The organism is Deltaproteobacteria bacterium RIFCSPHIGHO2_02_FULL_44_16 (assembly GCA_001798185.1).
Lineage (GTDB): Bacteria > UBA10199 > UBA10199 > 2-02-FULL-44-16 > 2-02-FULL-44-16 > 2-02-FULL-44-16.
Map to the genome: position 1 here is coordinate 78,573 of MGRM01000008.1, position 15,778 is coordinate 94,350.

At 42.9% G+C, this 15,778-nt stretch carries 16 protein-coding genes; 2 read left to right on the forward strand and 14 right to left on the reverse strand.

Going from position 1 to position 15,778, the window contains the following annotated elements; genetic code table 11:
• Positions 1-74: 74 nt before the first annotated feature.
• The 12 genes from A3C46_04385 to A3C46_04440 all read right to left on the reverse strand — a co-directional run bounded on the left by A3C46_04385 (position 75) and on the right by A3C46_04440 (position 12,226).
• On the reverse strand, positions 75-1,856 hold the full coding sequence (locus tag A3C46_04385) for a phosphoenolpyruvate--protein phosphotransferase (GenBank protein OGQ23038.1): 1,782 nt from the start codon (positions 1,854-1,856) through the stop codon (positions 75-77).
• Positions 1,853-2,140, reverse strand: a complete 288-nt coding sequence (locus A3C46_04390) for a phosphocarrier protein HPr (GenBank protein OGQ23039.1) — start codon at positions 2,138-2,140, stop codon at positions 1,853-1,855. The genes A3C46_04385 and A3C46_04390 overlap by 4 nt, the downstream gene beginning before the upstream one ends.
• A complete protein-coding gene (locus A3C46_04395) occupies positions 2,133-2,552 on the reverse strand; it encodes a hypothetical protein (GenBank protein ID OGQ23040.1) in 420 nt (139 codons plus the stop codon). The genes A3C46_04390 and A3C46_04395 overlap by 8 nt, the downstream gene beginning before the upstream one ends.
• The gene (locus tag A3C46_04400) at positions 2,549-3,526 is read right to left on the reverse strand and encodes an HPr kinase/phosphorylase (protein ID OGQ23041.1); all 978 of its coding nucleotides are present in this window, start codon (positions 3,524-3,526) and stop codon (positions 2,549-2,551) included. The genes A3C46_04395 and A3C46_04400 overlap by 4 nt, the downstream gene beginning before the upstream one ends.
• Positions 3,527-3,539: 13 nt before the next feature.
• The gene (locus A3C46_04405) at positions 3,540-3,836 is read right to left on the reverse strand and encodes a ribosomal subunit interface protein (GenBank protein ID OGQ23042.1); all 297 of its coding nucleotides are present in this window, start codon (positions 3,834-3,836) and stop codon (positions 3,540-3,542) included.
• A gap of 13 nt (positions 3,837-3,849) precedes the next feature.
• Positions 3,850-5,325 (reverse strand): RNA polymerase sigma-54 factor, encoded by a 1,476-nt coding sequence (locus tag A3C46_04410; protein OGQ23043.1) that lies wholly within the window; start codon positions 5,323-5,325, stop codon positions 3,850-3,852.
• A gap of 47 nt (positions 5,326-5,372) precedes the next feature.
• On the reverse strand, positions 5,373-7,070 hold the full coding sequence (locus A3C46_04415; GenBank protein ID OGQ23044.1) for a CTP synthase: 1,698 nt from the start codon (positions 7,068-7,070) through the stop codon (positions 5,373-5,375).
• A 51-nt stretch (positions 7,071-7,121) separates the two neighbouring features.
• Positions 7,122-7,556, reverse strand: coding sequence for a 30S ribosomal protein S9 (locus A3C46_04420; GenBank protein OGQ23045.1), 435 nt, complete (start codon positions 7,554-7,556; stop codon positions 7,122-7,124).
• Between the two features lie 9 nt (positions 7,557-7,565).
• Entirely contained in the window at positions 7,566-8,006 is a 441-nt protein-coding gene (locus tag A3C46_04425; protein ID OGQ23046.1) for a 50S ribosomal protein L13, read from the reverse strand.
• Positions 8,007-8,070: 64 nt separating this feature from the next.
• Entirely contained in the window at positions 8,071-9,222 is a 1,152-nt protein-coding gene (locus A3C46_04430; protein ID OGQ23057.1) for a hypothetical protein, read from the reverse strand.
• 200 nt (positions 9,223-9,422) lie between these two features.
• Positions 9,423-10,091, reverse strand: a complete 669-nt coding sequence (locus A3C46_04435) for a hypothetical protein (protein ID OGQ23047.1) — start codon at positions 10,089-10,091, stop codon at positions 9,423-9,425.
• A 62-nt stretch (positions 10,092-10,153) separates the two neighbouring features.
• Positions 10,154-12,226: a squalene--hopene cyclase gene (locus A3C46_04440; protein OGQ23048.1), complete on the reverse strand. Its 2,073-nt coding sequence runs from the start codon at positions 12,224-12,226 to the stop codon at positions 10,154-10,156.
• 288 nt (positions 12,227-12,514) lie between these two features.
• Here A3C46_04440 and A3C46_04445 point away from each other — a divergent pair, with 288 nt between their 5' ends.
• Together A3C46_04445 and A3C46_04450 are read left to right on the forward strand one after the other, a co-directional pair.
• Positions 12,515-13,057 (forward strand): hypothetical protein, encoded by a 543-nt coding sequence (locus tag A3C46_04445; GenBank protein ID OGQ23049.1) that lies wholly within the window; start codon positions 12,515-12,517, stop codon positions 13,055-13,057.
• Complete coding sequence (locus A3C46_04450) at positions 13,054-13,377, forward strand: hypothetical protein (protein ID OGQ23050.1); 324 nt, start codon at positions 13,054-13,056, stop codon at positions 13,375-13,377. The genes A3C46_04445 and A3C46_04450 overlap by 4 nt, the downstream gene beginning before the upstream one ends.
• A 120-nt stretch (positions 13,378-13,497) precedes the next feature.
• On the opposite strand, the gene A3C46_04455 is transcribed toward A3C46_04450, so the two are convergent.
• On the reverse strand, positions 13,498-15,000 hold the full coding sequence (locus A3C46_04455; protein ID OGQ23051.1) for a hypothetical protein: 1,503 nt from the start codon (positions 14,998-15,000) through the stop codon (positions 13,498-13,500).
• A 301-nt stretch (positions 15,001-15,301) separates the two neighbouring features.
• Positions 15,302-15,727, reverse strand: coding sequence for a hypothetical protein (locus A3C46_04460; GenBank protein ID OGQ23052.1), 426 nt, complete (start codon positions 15,725-15,727; stop codon positions 15,302-15,304).
• Positions 15,728-15,778 lie beyond the last annotated feature (51 nt).

Consider the following 15,778-nt stretch of genomic DNA (forward strand, 5'->3'; position numbering starts at 1 on the left):
CTTTTTATGATAGCAATATTATGAAAAGAAGACGTTTTTATAGAAGAGGGCATGAGCCCTGTCAACGAAAGCTTTTAAGGGAGAGAAGCGCTTAATTCATCAAGTTCTTGGACGGTTTTCGGCATTTTCTTTGTTTCGAGGCGGAGAAGATGTTCAACTTCTTCCGCGCTCGAAAGAGACATTACTTTTCCAAAAAGTTTTTCAGCATTTTCGCTGGAAAGAGATCGAACAATCTTCTTTGCGCGCGGGATAGAGACTGAATTCATGGAAAGAGAATCAAATTTTAAACCCGCTAAAATACCAATCATCAAAGGATCGGCAGCAACTTCACCACAGACAGAAACCGGGATTCCTCTCCGTTCTCCCGCAGCGACAACAAATTGTAAAAGACGAAAAAGAAAAGGATGATAAGGAGTAAAAAGATGACTCACCAGTTCATTCGTACGATCAATCGCAAGACTATATTGAAGTAGATCGTTCGTTCCGATCGAAAAAAAATCGACTTCTTTTGCCAACTGATCTGCCATGATTGCAGCCGATGGAATTTCAATCATAATGCCCAGAGGAATTTTCTCTGCAAATGGAATTTTTTTTCGCTTCAAATCTTTTTGGACCTCTTGCAATATTTTTTTCACTTGGCGAATTTCTTCCACATGCGACACCAGTGGAATCAAAATACGGAGGTTCCCAATGGTGCTCGCTCGTAAAAGAGCTTTCAATTGAGTTTTAAAAAGTGTTTTTTCCCTGAGACAAAGTCGAATCGCACGAAGTCCTAACGCTGGATTTTGTTCTTCTTCGTGATCCTGAATTAAACCGAGTTTATCGGCCCCCAAATCAAGAGTGCGAATGGTTACAGGACGAGGGTGAAATCGTTTTAAGACTTCCATATAGTTCTCAATTTGTTCTTCTTCAGAAGGTTCATGTAAACGATTGAGAAAAAGGAATTCGGTACGATAAAGTCCAATGCCCTCAGCGCCATGTTGAATCGCTGATGTCACTTCGCTTACAAACTCAATATTGGCCTCGAGGCGAATATGCACTCCATCTTTCGTAACGGTGGGGAGATGAATATCTTGCATAAGGAGTTGTTCAAGCGCTTCATATTTTCGTTGAATCATTTTGTATTGTTGAAGTTCTTTCTTCGCAGGAGAAGCAATAACCAGACCTTTCATTCCATCGAGCACAATGGTTTCCCCATCCCTTATCATATCGAGCGCGTTCGAAACTCCGAGAATGGCCGGAATTTCAAGCGTACGGGAAATGATCGCCGTATGCGAAGCTTCTCCTCCGGACTCGGTCACAAAACCAAGCACGTGTTCGCGCGGAATCATCACCACTTCTGCGGGAGCAATATCGTGAGCAATAAGAATAAGTGGTCCTTCTGGAAGAGAGGAAAAAGCAATGTCCTCATTTCCAATAAGATGAGAGATGACTCGGTAGCCAGTTTGTTCAATATCCTGTTGTCGATCACGAAAAAAATCATCTTGAACTGATAAAAAAGAAAGTTTCAGTTGAGCAATAATTTTCTCAAGAGCCCATTCTGCATTAATCTTTGTTTCTTGAATCAAATCAATTGTTCCCGCCACGAAAAGATCATCTTTCAGAAAGAGACGATGAGATTCAATAATGCCGATCTGTTCATGTCCTTGAATGCGACACAATTTTGCTTGGATACTCGAAAGTTGTGAGCGCGTTTTTTGAAGCGCTTGACGAAAACGTTTAATTTCCTGCACGATATGTTTATCTTGAATCCAATAGTGGGGAATAATAAAACCGCGACGCGCAAGACGATGAGCTTTGCCGATAGCAATCCCTGGAGCCATTGCATGAGAATGAAATCGACGCTGTTTCGTCATGCTTCTTCTCCAAACTTGTCGTTAATTAACTTCCCAAGCGCTTCAAGCGCTTCATGCGCATCCTCTCCCTCAGCAGCCACAATAATAGAAGTTCCTTTTGCCGCAGCTAACATCAAAACACCCATAATACTTTTTCCATTTACGGAAATAGAATCCTTGATGACGGTAATATGAGCCTTGAATCGATTTGCGATCTTCACAAAAGCAGCGGCAGCGCGGGCATGCAGTCCAAGCATGTTTTGGATCTCAAACTTCCTCGAAATGGTTTGTATTTTGTTACTCATAGCTACTGATGTCGCCCTCAAGAACATCGCTCGCAACCACAATATTGCGACGTCCATATTGTTTTAAAAAATGCGCTACCTTCTCAAAAGGAGGAAAATCCGTTTTCATACTCGCAAGCTTAATGAGCATCGGAAGATTGACGCCTGAAATCATTTCAACCTTATTTTCAGATAAAAGAGAGGTGCAAGCATTTGAAGGAGTTCCTCCAAACATATCCGTTAAAATGAGAGTGCCATCTTCATGGGGCACCTGATGAATCGCTTTTTCCACCTGTTTGCGAATAGAAGAGGGAGACAGGTCAGGAGTCACGGAAACCGCAGCAAGATGAAGAGCGTCAGGTATAATGCGCTTGGCGGCTTGCACCATTTCAAGTCCGATATTGCCATGTGTCACCACAATGATTCCAATCATTCGAGGAGCTCCAAAATTCTTCTTGTTCGTTCAGTTTCATCTCCAGTCGCAATAATTTCACGAGAAAGTTTTTCCTGAAATTCACGCGCTGAATGATAGCCGCCAAGTTTCAATAAATGATTTCGCACAGCAACTTCAATAATTGCCGACATATTCCTTCCAGGGCGCACTGGTATTTGAATCAGCGGCAAATTGACATCAAGCAACGTATATCGCTGTTCCTCAATGCCAAGACGATCATATTCTGCTTCCGGATCCCATTCGGTCAGTTCTACCACCATCTCAATTAATTTACGATCACGAACTGCGGAAATTCCAAAAAGCTCTTTGATGCTAATAATTCCGAGACCACGAATCTCCATATGATATTTAATAATGTCAGATCCCACTCCAAAAAGAGTAGAGGGAGGTTTCTTTTTTATATTGATAATATCATCAGCCACAAGTCGATGACCGCGCAAAATCAAATCGAGAGCGCATTCACTTTTTCCAACACCACTTTTACCAATAAGAAGCGTCCCCACACCGAAAATATCAAGCAAAACACCATGAATTGTCGTTGTCGCTGAAAGACTTTCATCGAGAAATTTGGAAACACGATTGACAAAAGTAGAGGTCAAAAGCTTTGTCGACAAAAGAGGAATATCATTTTTATGACACATTTCGACCAGAGGTTTAGGGGGTTCATTCTCACACGTAATAACAATACATGCTAAATCTCGGGAAGTGATTTTTTGCGAAATGTCCTTGAGCTTTTTTTGCGCTAAACTTTGCAAATACTGCATTTCTGGTTTTCCCAAGACTTGGATGCGTCCCGAGTGAAGATTCGATGTCTCACCAAAAAGAGCCAAGCCTGGTTTTTGAATGTGAGGAATCGTAATACGTTTCCCCAAGCCTGACTTCCCGGCCAGCAATTTTAAATACAACTTATGTTTTGAATCCTTGAGAAGGGAGATGACGGGAATACTGAACATGAAATCCTTTCATTTATTCGCCTTTATGTTGTTTTATGCGATCACGATCCCTTTTTACTTGGGTTAAAAGTTTTCGTATCGCATCGTCGATCGAAGGATACATATCATCGCTTTTTCCAATGCCAACATACGTGTGTCCATTTGCACTTAAGGTAATTTCAGCAATCTGCTCATGACGTTCGATATGAAACATCACATGAGCAGAGACCGGCTTTACGAGATACTTTTTCAATTTTTCCATTTTTTCAATCGTATGGTTGCGAAGCGCATCCGTCGAATGAATATTACGAAATGTAAATATCGTTTCCATATATTTTCCTCTCTTACACAGAACGTCGTCGACGTCGTGACGATGGAAGTACTCCCATCATCTCACGATATTTTGCAACTGTCCGCCGAGCGATGTCGATATTAAATTTCTTCAGTTGATCTGCAATGTCTTGATCCGAATAAGGTTTTAAAACATTTTCTTCATCAATAATTTTTTGAATTCGCGATTTCACAGCTTCAGAAGCAATGCCTGCGCCTTCAAATTGTTGAACTCCGCTATTAAAAAAGTATTTGAGCTCAAAAATGCCACGGGGAGTATGCATATACTTATTGGTGGTCACTCGACTAATCGTTGATTCATGCATCTCCACATCCTCAGCCACATCCTTCAGCACCAAAGGCCGTAACGCATTCACACCTTCATCAAAAAACTTACGTTGAAACTTCACAATACTTTTTGAAACGCGATAAAGTGTTCGCTGTCGTTGATGAATAGATTTGATAAGCCACATCGCAGCGCGAAGACGTTCTTGAATATATTCTTTCGTTTGCCCCGCAACATTGGTCCCCTTCATCAGGGAACGGCGATAGAGTGGACTAATTTGAAGACGAGGAAGGCCGTCTTCATTGAGCGCGATAAAATAATCGTCGCCTACTTTTGTGACGTAAACATCAGGCGTGATATATTGTGGCGCTTCTGAATTATAAGGACGACCGGGTTTTGGTTCGAGTTCAGAAATAATATGGGCAAGATGCTGAACTTGTTCAATTGAAAATCCGGTTAATTTGGAAATTTTTGGATAATCGTGTCGTTCTAAAAGAGAAAGGTGTTCTCGAATAAGCAGAGCAAGAGGTTCTGCATCTTCTCCCAAATGAGCTATTTGTAAAAGAAGACATTCTGTAAGATCACGCGCTGCGACGCCAAGCGGATCAAAGCTCTGCACTCTCTGAAGAAGTTTTTCAACCATCTCAAAAGGAAAAGAAAGTTTTTTCGCAATCTCTTCTGTAGATGCTGTGAGATATCCATCATCTGTAATATTGCCAATAATAAGCGATCCCATTTGTTTTTCATCATCTGTAAAAGATCCCAGATGTAACTGCCAGAGAAGATGATCTTGAAGGGTTTCTGATTGACGAACAACATTTTCATAGGTGGGCGTTTCATCGCTTCCATTGACTTCCCGTTCTCCTGAATATCCCGGAGAATTATAACTTCCCACATAGTTTTCCCAATCAAAATTATCCGGCTCTTTCATCGGGCCATCTTTAGTACCGACTTCATCCATTTCATGCTCGTGCCCACGATCTTCATTTTTTGCTTGTTCGTGAAGCTCCGCGTTTGATTCTTGCTCCGTTTTTTCTTCAACTTCAGAAGCTTCTTCAAGACACGGATTTTCTACCATTTCATTTTGAATAAGATCGGCGAGTTCAATTCTTGAAAGCTGAAGGAGTTTTATCGCTTGTTGAAGCTGTGGAGTAACAACGAGCTGTTGGGAAAGTCGAACACTTTGCTTGATCTCTAATGCCATGCTAAGATCATAAGTATCTTGAGATAAAAAGTCAACGAAAGAGAGAGCTAACTATTTGATTTTTGAGCCTTTACGGGGGTAGGGGGGCTTTTCAGCTCTAAGTTTTTTTCTTCTTTTTGTTGAGACCATTCACGTCGCCTCGAATACCCAATGGCTGCTTGAATAAAATGAGAAAAAAGAGGATGAGGTGTCTGAGGTCGCGATTTGAATTCAGGATGAAATTGGCATCCGACAAACCAGGGGTGATCTTCAATTTCAATAATTTCAACAAGCCCTGCAGGTTCTGAAACTCCTGCGATGATCATGCCCTGTTCTTTCAATGCACTTTTATAAGCATTATTAAATTCATATCGATGACGATGACGCTCTTCAATGTGTTTTTCGCCATATGCTGCAATTGATGTGGTTCCTTTCTCAAGCGTACAAGGATAAGAACCGAGGCGCATCGTTGCCCCTTTATTATGGACCGCTTTTTGTTCTTCCATCAAACTAATCACAGGGTCCGGAGTATTGGCATCAAACTCAAGACTATTTGCATGGGAAAGACCACAAACATGACGCGCGAATTCAATAACAGCGAGCTGCATCCCAAGACAAATACCGTAAAAAGGAATTTTTTTCTCACGCGCGTATTGAATCGCGCGAATCTTTCCTAGAATTCCTCGTTCGCCAAAACCACCGGGAACTAAAATAGCATCGACATCTTGAAGCAATGTCTCAAGAGATGAAGCGGTGTTTTCAAGCGTTCCTGCATCGATAAAGTGAAGTTTCACCGTAGCCGCGTTTGCAATGCCACCATGCTTGAGAGCTTCATTTAAACTTTTATAGGAATCTGTCATATCGATATACTTTCCGACAATTCCAATCGTGACTTCAGAAGTAGGATTTCGAATCTTGCGACCAAGATCTTCCCACGAACGCAAATTGGGAGCTTTTGTCCATATCCCTAAAAGTTCGACAATTTTTTCATCAAGTCCTTCGCGGTGATAAACAAGAGGGACGTCATAAATATTTTCCACATCCAGAGCTGTCTTCACACAATCAGCAGGTAAGTTACAAAAGAGAGCAATTTTTTGTTTTACTTCCTTTGGAAGAGGTTCATGAGAGCGACACAATAAAATATCGGGTTGAATACCGATCTCACGAAGCTTTTGAACACTGTGTTGTGTCGGTTTTGTTTTTAATTCACCAGAAGCTTCAATAAAAGGAACAAGCGTCAGGTGAACATAGAGAGCATTCTCTCGGCCAACGTCAGCGCGAAACTGACGAATCGCTTCTAAAAAGGGGAGGCTTTCGATATCACCAACGGTTCCTCCAATTTCAACCAAAACAAGGTCGACATCACTTGCCGCCTTCATAATAGAGGCTTTAATCTCATCGGTAATATGGGGAATCACTTGAACCGTACGGCCTAAATAATCCCCGCGCCGTTCTTTGCGAATGACAGAATCATAAATTTTTCCGGTCGTAAAATTGGAAAGGTGGGTCGTGCGAACAGTGGTAAAACGTTCATAATGTCCCAAATCCAAATCTGTCTCTGCTCCATCGTCAGTAACAAAAACTTCTCCATGCTGAAACGGATTCATCGTTCCTGGATCGACATTAATATAAGGATCAAATTTCTGAAGGCTAATTGTCAGTCCGCGACTTTCGAGAAGGGCACCAATAGAAGCTGAAGCGATACCTTTTCCAAGACCTGAAACAACACCACCTGTAATAAAAATAAATTTTGTCTTCTTTGGCATGGCTGGAAGAGAAGTATAAAGATCGAGTTTGTGAGTGTCAATGAAGAAAGATTATCGTTTTGAATACTGTGGTCGACGACGAGCTTTACGACAACCAACTTTTCGACGTTCTTTTTCGCGCGCATCACGCGTGAGAAATCCAGCGGTCTTTAAAGGTTTGCGAAGATCGAGATTCATTTTTAAAAGAGCACGTGAAATGCCGTGGCGCACAGCACCGGCTTGACCGGAAAGTCCACCACCACACACATTCACATTCACATTAAATTTTCCGGCGGTTCCTGTTTCTTCGAAAGGCTGTCTCACCAACATTTGAAGTGTTGCACGTCCAAAATAAGTTGAAAGAGGCCGCTCATTAATCACCATCGTTCCATCACCAGAACTCAAACGAACACGTGCGATCGAATTTTTGCGCTTTCCCGTTGCAAGAAATTCTATACGTTTTTTATCTTTCGTTCCTTTTTGCGATGTTGGAATAATTTGCGCCATGAGAATCCTTTATAAGGTAACTTTTTCGAATTTTTGTGCTTGATGCGGATGAGTTTCGCCTGGATAGACTTTTAACTTTGTCAGTATTTTGCGAGAAAGAAAATTTTTCGGAAGCATACCCCAAACAGTATCAAGCACGAGTTTTTCAGAATCTTTTTGAAGACGTTCGCGAGCTGTTTGTTCCTTCATACCACCGGGATAACCTGTATGATGATAATAAATTTTTGTATCAAGTTTTTTTCCTGTAAACCGAACTTTGTTAGCATTCATGGCAATAACAAAATGACCTGTATCAGCATTCGGACTAAAACGAGGATTATCTTTGCCGCGTAAAAGTTTAGCAATTTTGGATGCTGCGCGACCTAAAACTTGGCCGTCAAGATCTACCAGAATCCACGTGCGTTCAACAGTGAGAGCTGTACCTAAAAAGCTTTTTTGGGGTCTTGGCATAGAAAAAACCTACTCCTCATTCATAAAAAAGTTGCTGGAACCTAGTATAAAAAAGAGAGGGAAGTCAAGCTCTTTGGAAGGCTTTTTTCTTCATCTTTTGAAGGGTTTCGACTAATTTCTCCTTTAGGTATTCGGCTTCCTTTTCTGTCGATTCCCGAGAAAAGCTTATACGTAGGGTTCCAGAAGCCTGTGAGGGAGAATGCCCTAAAGCCACAAGCACACGCGAAGGCTCAAGAGATCCAGTACTACAAGCAGATCCGGTAGAAACACAAATACCATGTTCACTGAGCATGAGGACAAGAGCTTCTGCTTCTCTTCCCGAAAACGTCATGCTCGATGTGTTTGGAACGCGCTTTTCTTCCCCACCATTGATCAGAACATCGGAAATATCTTTTTTAATTTGGGATTCGAAATGATCACGCAAGCGACGAACACGATCCATCTGTGAAAGATGTGACAAAGCGAGCTCCGCTGCTTTTGAAAAACCGATAATCGATGCTACATTTTCAGTTCCAGCTCTACGCCCCATTTCTTGGGTTCCTCCAGAAAAAAGAGGAGTAAACTTTGTTCCCCGACGAACATACAGAGCGCCAACACCCTTTGGTCCATGGATCTTATGAGCGGAAAGCGAAAGCGAGGTCAGAGGAAGTGAGGAGACATCGAGAGGAATTTTTCCCGCTGTTTGAACGCCATCCACATGCAAAGGAATGTGATGCTGTTCACAGAGCGGAGCAATGGTTTCGATAGGGAAAAGAACTCCCGTCTCATTATTCGCCCACATTATAGATACTAAAGCGACTTGAGCTGTAAGAGATGCTTTGAAGGCTTCAAGATTGAGAGCGCCAGATTTCTTAACCGGAATAAGAATGAGTTCATATCCTTTTTGTTGCAGCTCATGACACACACCATACACAGAAGAATGTTCCACGGCAGAGATCACAATACGTTTTTTATGTGGATTCAAATGAAGCGCTGAATGAACCGCCGTGAAATTACTTTCGGATCCAGAACTTGTAAAAAGAATTTCGCTTGGACGACGCGCACCAATAAGTTGCGCAACCTGTGCTCGAGCTTTTTCAATATGGGAGACAATCTGATGACCAAAGGAATAGAGACTGGAAGGGTTTCCCCACATCTCCGTATAAAAGGGGAGCATCGCTTCGATTACTTGAGGATCTGGACGAGTCGTTGCATTGTTGTCAAAATAAATGACCATAGACAAGTGACCATAGACCATGGACTAAAGTCGAAGGTCAATCTTGAAAAAGTCTCTCGGAGGCGCTGTCTCACTACGGCAAAAATCCTCAGACGCCAGATTTTTGCCTGCGCTTCAGCCTACTGGATATTGAGGCTTCGCTTCCAGTGTCTGAAGACGCCGCTCGACAATCGCCTCCTGCGGACTTTTTCAATATATTGTTACACGCGACGTGCATGAGCCGGAAGATCATCAGCGCGCTGGACTTGAGCGAGAAAAATATCGATCATCGATTGGGTATATCCCAAAACTTTTGGAATATATTCTTGTGTTTCGCGATAAGGAGGAACTTTATTGCCATTTTTTTTAACGGCCCCTTCGCCAGCGTTATAAGCAGCAAGGGTGAGTTCAATATCTCCCTTAAATTCATCCATCAACCACCGAAGATAGCGAGTTCCCGCATCAATATTTTGTTCAGGATCAAAACTATTTTTCACTCCAAAACGTTCAGCAGTTTTTGGCATTAACTGCATCAGGCCTTGAGCCCCCGATGGCGAAACCGCTTTCGTTTGACAGTTCGATTCTTGCAACATCACTCCGCAAATAAGTTCCACTGGGACATTATGTTTTCGAGCCGCCTCTTGAATCAAGGGAGCATGGCGAGCAAGACGACGGGCTTGCGCTGTCGAAATTTCTCGTGGGCGAGCCAGACGTGGATGTTCCGCATCTCGCTCCCGAGAGGTATTTACCTTTAAAGGTTCTTTTTTTTCAGCCTCGGAAGAGAGTTTCTCGAGAAAAACACGGCCAGATCGATCGTGTTCACGACGATATTCAACATACTTATTAAAGCGATTTGTAAGCGTTTTTCCGTTAATGGGTTGATTTTGCATATACTTATCCAAGTTTATTATCGGATGAAGAGAGTCTCAAAGTTGCTTCCGTGGTCATATTATCAGGAAAAAGAGGGGATTCCAAATCGTGCTTCGTGGTATCGAGCTAATGCTAAAAGAGGGAAATAATGGCGATATCCATGATATCGAATATAAAAATGTCCCGGGAACCCAGTGCCGGTATACTCTTTTTCATCCCACATCCCCTCTGCATTGCGATTTTTCAGCAAATATTCAACCCCCCGTTCCACTTCTGGAGATGCTTCTTCTCCAGCGGAAATGAGCCCCATCACGGCCCAAGATGTTTGAGAAGGGACACTCTTTGTAAGAGGAACATACGTTTTCTGAACATAACTTTCGGGGGATTCGCTAAAACCACCATCAGCATGTTGAATGGATTTCAGCCAATCCGCTCCGCGTCGAAGCAGGGGAGAGAGACTCCTTTTTCGAAGCGCAGAAATGCCCGTAAGCACAGCCCAAGTTCCATAAATATAATTGATCCCCCAACGACCAAACCAACCTCCAAAATCTTCTTGCGTTCGCACCAGGTATTGAATGGCGCGATGAACTGGATCATCTGAAACCGACATCCCTTCTGTAGCAAGGAGCTCAATCATTCTCCCCGTAATGTCAGGACTTGAAGGGTCGAGACACGCCCCATGATCAGAGAAAGGAATTTTATTCACCAGCTCTTGGTTATTATTTTTATCAAACGCACCCCAGCCACCATCATCATTTTGCATCGCAAGCATCCAGGTTAAAGCACGATCGATTGCCGGTTTCACTTCTTTCTCAGGAAGTTTTACTTTTTTTAAAACATGGACCACTTGAATTGTATCATCCACGTCAGGAAAATAAGTATTTTCAAATTCAAACGACCAACCACCCGGTTCAACATGTGGACATTTTATCGACCAATCTCCATGCATATATGTGATCTGTTTTTTCAAAAGCCACCGACTGGCGTGAAGAAGAGCAGGGTGATCTTTAGGAAGACCTGCTTCCGCAAGCGCAACACACGCCCAAGGCGTGTCCCAAACAGGAGAGATACAACATTGCTGATGAATTTTTGAACCGCGCTCTTCAGATGCATCGTGTTTCGGATCAATTCCTCGCACACGAAGAAGTGAAGGAGGAGTCACACCATCATCCTTAATTTCAGCCGGAAGACGAGGAAGATCTAATGTCGCATAACGTTGTTGGAACATCTTCAACGCTTCTAAAGCTTTTTTCATTTCAGGACTGTCGTGAGAAGGCTCAAGTGATTTCAGTCCAATGGCCGCATACGCAAGCGCTGGATAGATATCTTCAACTTGCTCGAGATGATCTTGAATCCACTTTTTTGCTTTTTCGAAAGCAAGTTGACGCATCGGCTTAAAAGGAATTTTGGAAGCAGCCTTCATCGAACGATCAAGATGAATAAAAATTGCATCCCATGAGATCAAACCATTTAAAGATTTAAAACCGTAACGACGTTTTTTTGGTGGATGACAAAAGAGTTCTTCGAGATCGATCGATATTTTTTGAACAGGCCTTTTTGAAAGCACAATCAAGAGAGGAACAATCGAAGCTCGCGCCCAACTCGAAAATTCGTAAATATTCAGCGGAAACCATTCTGGCAATAACATTACTTCTACAGGCATTTTTGGACATGCGCTCCAAGGGACGATACCAAAAAGAGCGAGATGAATACGCGTAAAAATGCGAGCTTTTTCAATTCCTCCGTGCCGCAGAATAAAATCGCGCGCCTTAAGCATAGGAGGAGCCACAGGATCATCGCCCGCAAGTTTCAATGCAAAATAACATTCGATAGTGACGGAGAGATCTGCGGGACCTTGATAATAGAGCGACCAGGTTCCATCATCGCGCTGAACGTCACGAAGACGATGGGCAATGCCGTGAAGAATATCAGCATCGATCTTTTCCAAAAAGTGCATGAGAAAAATAAATTCAGCGCCAATGCTTTCATTGGCTTCAAGCGCAAACCACCAATATCCATCAGTACGTTGCAGCTTTAAGAGAACATTCGTGGCTTGAGAAAGAGCATGGAAGAGATCAGGAGAATGTTGTCGCTGTCCTCTCAAAAGAGGCTGAGGAAGAGTAATGTCAGATTGGAGGGTATCAGAGGAAGTCATATAATGAAGGAGAGTTACTATATGAGAGACTGAAGAGATTCAAGTGAGAAACCAATATAACGTCGTATAAGATATATTATGTAAATTGTTTACGACAGATTCTCGAAACCAACTTTTCAACCTCTTTTATGCCGATTTTGGCTTTCCCTTCTCGTGACAGAGAACATCCTCTGTCACGTTTCCATAAGGTTCCTATTACGACCGAGACAAAAAAGAAACAGCCACTATCTCGTTGATTTGTAAAAACAACTCTTGTACGGATCGAACAAATTTTAAGGAGGAAGTGCCATGAATAAAATATATCAATTTAAAATATCGCTCAATTATTCGGCCCCATTCATCTGGAGACGAGTTCATGTTCCCTCTTCATTTACCTTTGATAATCTCCACCGCGTGATTCAGGTCCTGTTCAATTGGGATGAATCTCATCTGCACGAATTCAATGCGGGCAAGGCTTTTCGGGGAGAAAAAATAAGTGGACGCACTCCGCTCGTGAGTTATTTTGAGAGTCCCAAACAAAAAGCGAATTACACTTACGATTTTGGTGACAGCTGGGAACATGACATCCTCTTTGAACAATGGATTGAAACCACTACTGCACTGACACATCCTCTGTGCGTAGCAGGTGCAAATAATGCTCCTCCGGAAGACTGCGGAGGCATCCCGGGTTACTATTCCATGCTGGAGATTGTTCAGGATAAAAATCATCCGGATCATGAGAGTCTCAAAGAATGGCTGGGCGAAGACTTCGACCCAACTTTTTTTGATATGGGAACCCTTAATACACAACTCAAAAAAATCAGAGGAAAGAAAAGAAAAACGGACTCATGAAAAAAAAGAAAAAGAAACCCAAACAGCTCATCAAGAGAGTTGCTGCAAATCGTCTCTTTGAACGTGTGGTTGCTATTCTGGAAGAAGCCAGGGTCAAGGTTGTCCGATCGGAGTACGGCGAGCGAATCATCAGCAACCTGTCCGGTCGTTTGAGTGAACGCTATGGCCAAGGTTTTTCAACGACGAATCTGAGGACTTTGAGCATCTTGTCATTAATAGGAAGCATCGGTCGTTTGTCCCAGTACGCAAAAATGATTTCACATTTCATCCGAAGCCCTGCATCTCGCCTTCAGAAAAGAATTTTGCCAGTTCTTCTCTGAAGGTAGAATCATATTGAATCGAAACGGCACCGTATATTCAGGACCTTTCTCAGTAATTCGCCAGATTCAATCTGGCGTTTCTAATTCTCCCCAAGCCTTGTGGAGTTTTCGTCGGCATATTTACTCATCTAAAATTTTTCGCCCCTTTTCCGTCAGCCGGTATTTTTGCAGACGGCTGTTGGGCTTATCGGGAATGGTCCTTTCAAGCAGTTCCATCTCCAATAACGGTTTGATAAATTGGTCACGGAATTTAGTCCGATCCTTCCGACCGATGGCGTTTATCAGCTCCAACAAGGTCTTTTCCTCATGGCATAATTCAAGAATTTTGACTTGATCCTGACTTAGTGCCGACTTAGTGCCCACTTGGTGCCCACTTGGTGCCTTGGTTTTCGGGCCGATCTGTGCCCAGAACGTGACGATCAAATATCCTTGCCGCTCTTCGAAGGTTGGCGGCTTAATCCCATACCGTTTGCATTCAGCAAATACTCGATTCGTTCCACGTCCCCAGATTTCAACGGCTCCAGTTCGATGAAAAGTATTGGCAATGAAGGGGTTTCTTAACTCAGAAAGATGCGGTCCTGAAAGTTGATCTACAGTGACACCTTTTGGAAGAGTTCCTGAGCTTCTGATCTCGACTCGGTTATCAAAAACAACAATGGCAACGTGCCCCATGTAGTTGGAGTAGTCTCGATGCATGACGGCATTGAGAAGCACTTCACGTAGGGCATTGGCTGGAACAGCAAGTCTGTCTTCTCGAAAAATTTTTCCTTCGGGAAACTTAGCTCCAAGAGGGAGTGTCCTATCCAGAAATGCCATGCCTTCGCGCATCATCGCAAAAGCGTTCATATGTTCCTGTTTGTTGTCGATAATTTCGCCGGTAATTTCTGTTCCGCGAAATCGGCCCATCTTCAGATGGCACTGGGGATAATGAGTCAGAAAATTTGTGCCATACAAAACTTGCGCGGCATTGGTGAGCACGCCCTTCACGCGTAGGCCCAGTCGATCCAAGATATCACCAATATTTCGGCTCGTCCCGGCGGAGATACGCCGTTGTTCTATAGCGGCTTCTCTCGTGCGTAAAATTTCTTCATGGTCGAGTTCCTTGAGTGTTACGTCCTCGGCAAGTTCATTTTCCCACCGGCGTTTGGCATGGGCTCGCTGAAACAAAAGAGACTCGTAACGATTTTGGGACATTTTGCGCGTGGTATTGCCAACGCGCTCAAAAGCACGACCATCAAAAGTATAAGGAACAGGATCAAAATTTTCTTTCGCAACAAGCACAATGACTTCGAGTCCTCGAGCAATCTTGATGCGTTCAATTTCTACCGGAGCCGGAGGTTCAAAACGGTTCAGCGCCGCCGTGATCTCATGGATCGTTTGCTCTGAAACCTGCTGTCCTTCAATGACACCTTTACGATTCACTCCCAATAGGACCATGCCGCCTTTACCGTTTAAAAACGCACAGAGAGTTTGCAGACCTTCTTTCAGTTCACCTGTCGACTTTTTAAACTCAAGTCTTGGTCCTTCATTTCTCTTGATAAGTTGGGCAAGCTCTTTGGTGTTTTTAGGCACATTTAAAGCCAAATTCAGAGTCGGTGTTTTTTTCTTTTTTGTTTTCTTCATCAATTTCTCAATTCGGTTTAATCAACCACACCTTATGAATAAATCTAATTCTCTTCCCTCCCGAACACAAATCTACTCAACATGCAAATCAAGAAAACCGGAGGATATCATTGCACACCTCTCAAAGAACTTTGCGATAAGAAAAATGTAACGTTGCTCCTCGAACTTTTGATTGTGATTTTCTGAAATCGTGTTAAAAGGTGTCTCAATCAGGATTAGCTGGAAGAGAGTATCTTATGTCAACGTCGCGATAGGTTCATTATTGTCGCCCGATCATAGGAGATATTATGTTAACAATATCCTATTGGTACTGTTCTATTGGTTCTGCACAGTGGGCTCCACAAAACCTCCTCACATCTTGAATCATAATCCTAGCAATTTCTGTTTTTGCGTCGAGAAAGGCTTCCACTTTATCTGGGGATGGAGAATCGCATTCAGATCCATATAATTGCTTTCCATTTTTTCCATTCCAAACAAGCATGGCGATAGCTCCGCGTGGTATAGATGTACCAAAATCCACTCGTCGCACTCCATCTTTTTCTTCCGTTGCGGATGGAAGGACGTGTAAAGCTCTGAGAGAACGCAAGACAAGTGCATGCTCAACGCTGCTTGTCTTACCAAGATTTGTAATTGCAAATCCGACAACAAAACATGCATGTGTAGGTTTATGGGCTGATGGTGTTAGAGAAGTGGCCTCACTTTTTAGGACAGGAAATGGGTCTGTCATAAGTGATGCCCTGCGGTTTTAGCCTAGGCTGCACAATGCAGTTTCGGTAGG

Bases quoted from the DNA above. Each gene is read 5' to 3' on its own strand.
- A3C46_04385 (OGQ23038.1), bottom strand. From the start codon at position 1,856: ATGACGAAACAGCGTCGATTTCATTCTCATGCAATGGCTCCAGGGATT.
- A3C46_04390 (OGQ23039.1), bottom strand. From the start codon at position 2,140: ATGAGTAACAAAATACAAACCATTTCGAGGAAGTTTGAGATCCAAAAC.
- A3C46_04395 (OGQ23040.1), bottom strand. From the start codon at position 2,552: ATGATTGGAATCATTGTGGTGACACATGGCAATATCGGACTTGAAATG.
- A3C46_04400 (OGQ23041.1), bottom strand. From the start codon at position 3,526: ATGTTCAGTATTCCCGTCATCTCCCTTCTCAAGGATTCAAAACATAAG.
- A3C46_04405 (OGQ23042.1), bottom strand. From the start codon at position 3,836: ATGGAAACGATATTTACATTTCGTAATATTCATTCGACGGATGCGCTT.
- A3C46_04410 (OGQ23043.1), bottom strand. From the start codon at position 5,325: ATGGCATTAGAGATCAAGCAAAGTGTTCGACTTTCCCAACAGCTCGTT.
- A3C46_04415 (OGQ23044.1), bottom strand. From the start codon at position 7,070: ATGCCAAAGAAGACAAAATTTATTTTTATTACAGGTGGTGTTGTTTCA.
- A3C46_04420 (OGQ23045.1), bottom strand. From the start codon at position 7,556: ATGGCGCAAATTATTCCAACATCGCAAAAAGGAACGAAAGATAAAAAA.
- A3C46_04425 (OGQ23046.1), bottom strand. From the start codon at position 8,006: ATGCCAAGACCCCAAAAAAGCTTTTTAGGTACAGCTCTCACTGTTGAA.
- A3C46_04430 (OGQ23057.1), bottom strand. From the start codon at position 9,222: ATGGTCATTTATTTTGACAACAATGCAACGACTCGTCCAGATCCTCAA.
- A3C46_04435 (OGQ23047.1), bottom strand. From the start codon at position 10,091: ATGCAAAATCAACCCATTAACGGAAAAACGCTTACAAATCGCTTTAAT.
- A3C46_04440 (OGQ23048.1), bottom strand. From the start codon at position 12,226: ATGACTTCCTCTGATACCCTCCAATCTGACATTACTCTTCCTCAGCCT.
- A3C46_04445 (OGQ23049.1), top strand. From the start codon at position 12,515: ATGAATAAAATATATCAATTTAAAATATCGCTCAATTATTCGGCCCCA.
- A3C46_04450 (OGQ23050.1), top strand. From the start codon at position 13,054: ATGAAAAAAAAGAAAAAGAAACCCAAACAGCTCATCAAGAGAGTTGCT.
- A3C46_04455 (OGQ23051.1), bottom strand. From the start codon at position 15,000: ATGAAGAAAACAAAAAAGAAAAAAACACCGACTCTGAATTTGGCTTTA.
- A3C46_04460 (OGQ23052.1), bottom strand. From the start codon at position 15,727: ATGACAGACCCATTTCCTGTCCTAAAAAGTGAGGCCACTTCTCTAACA.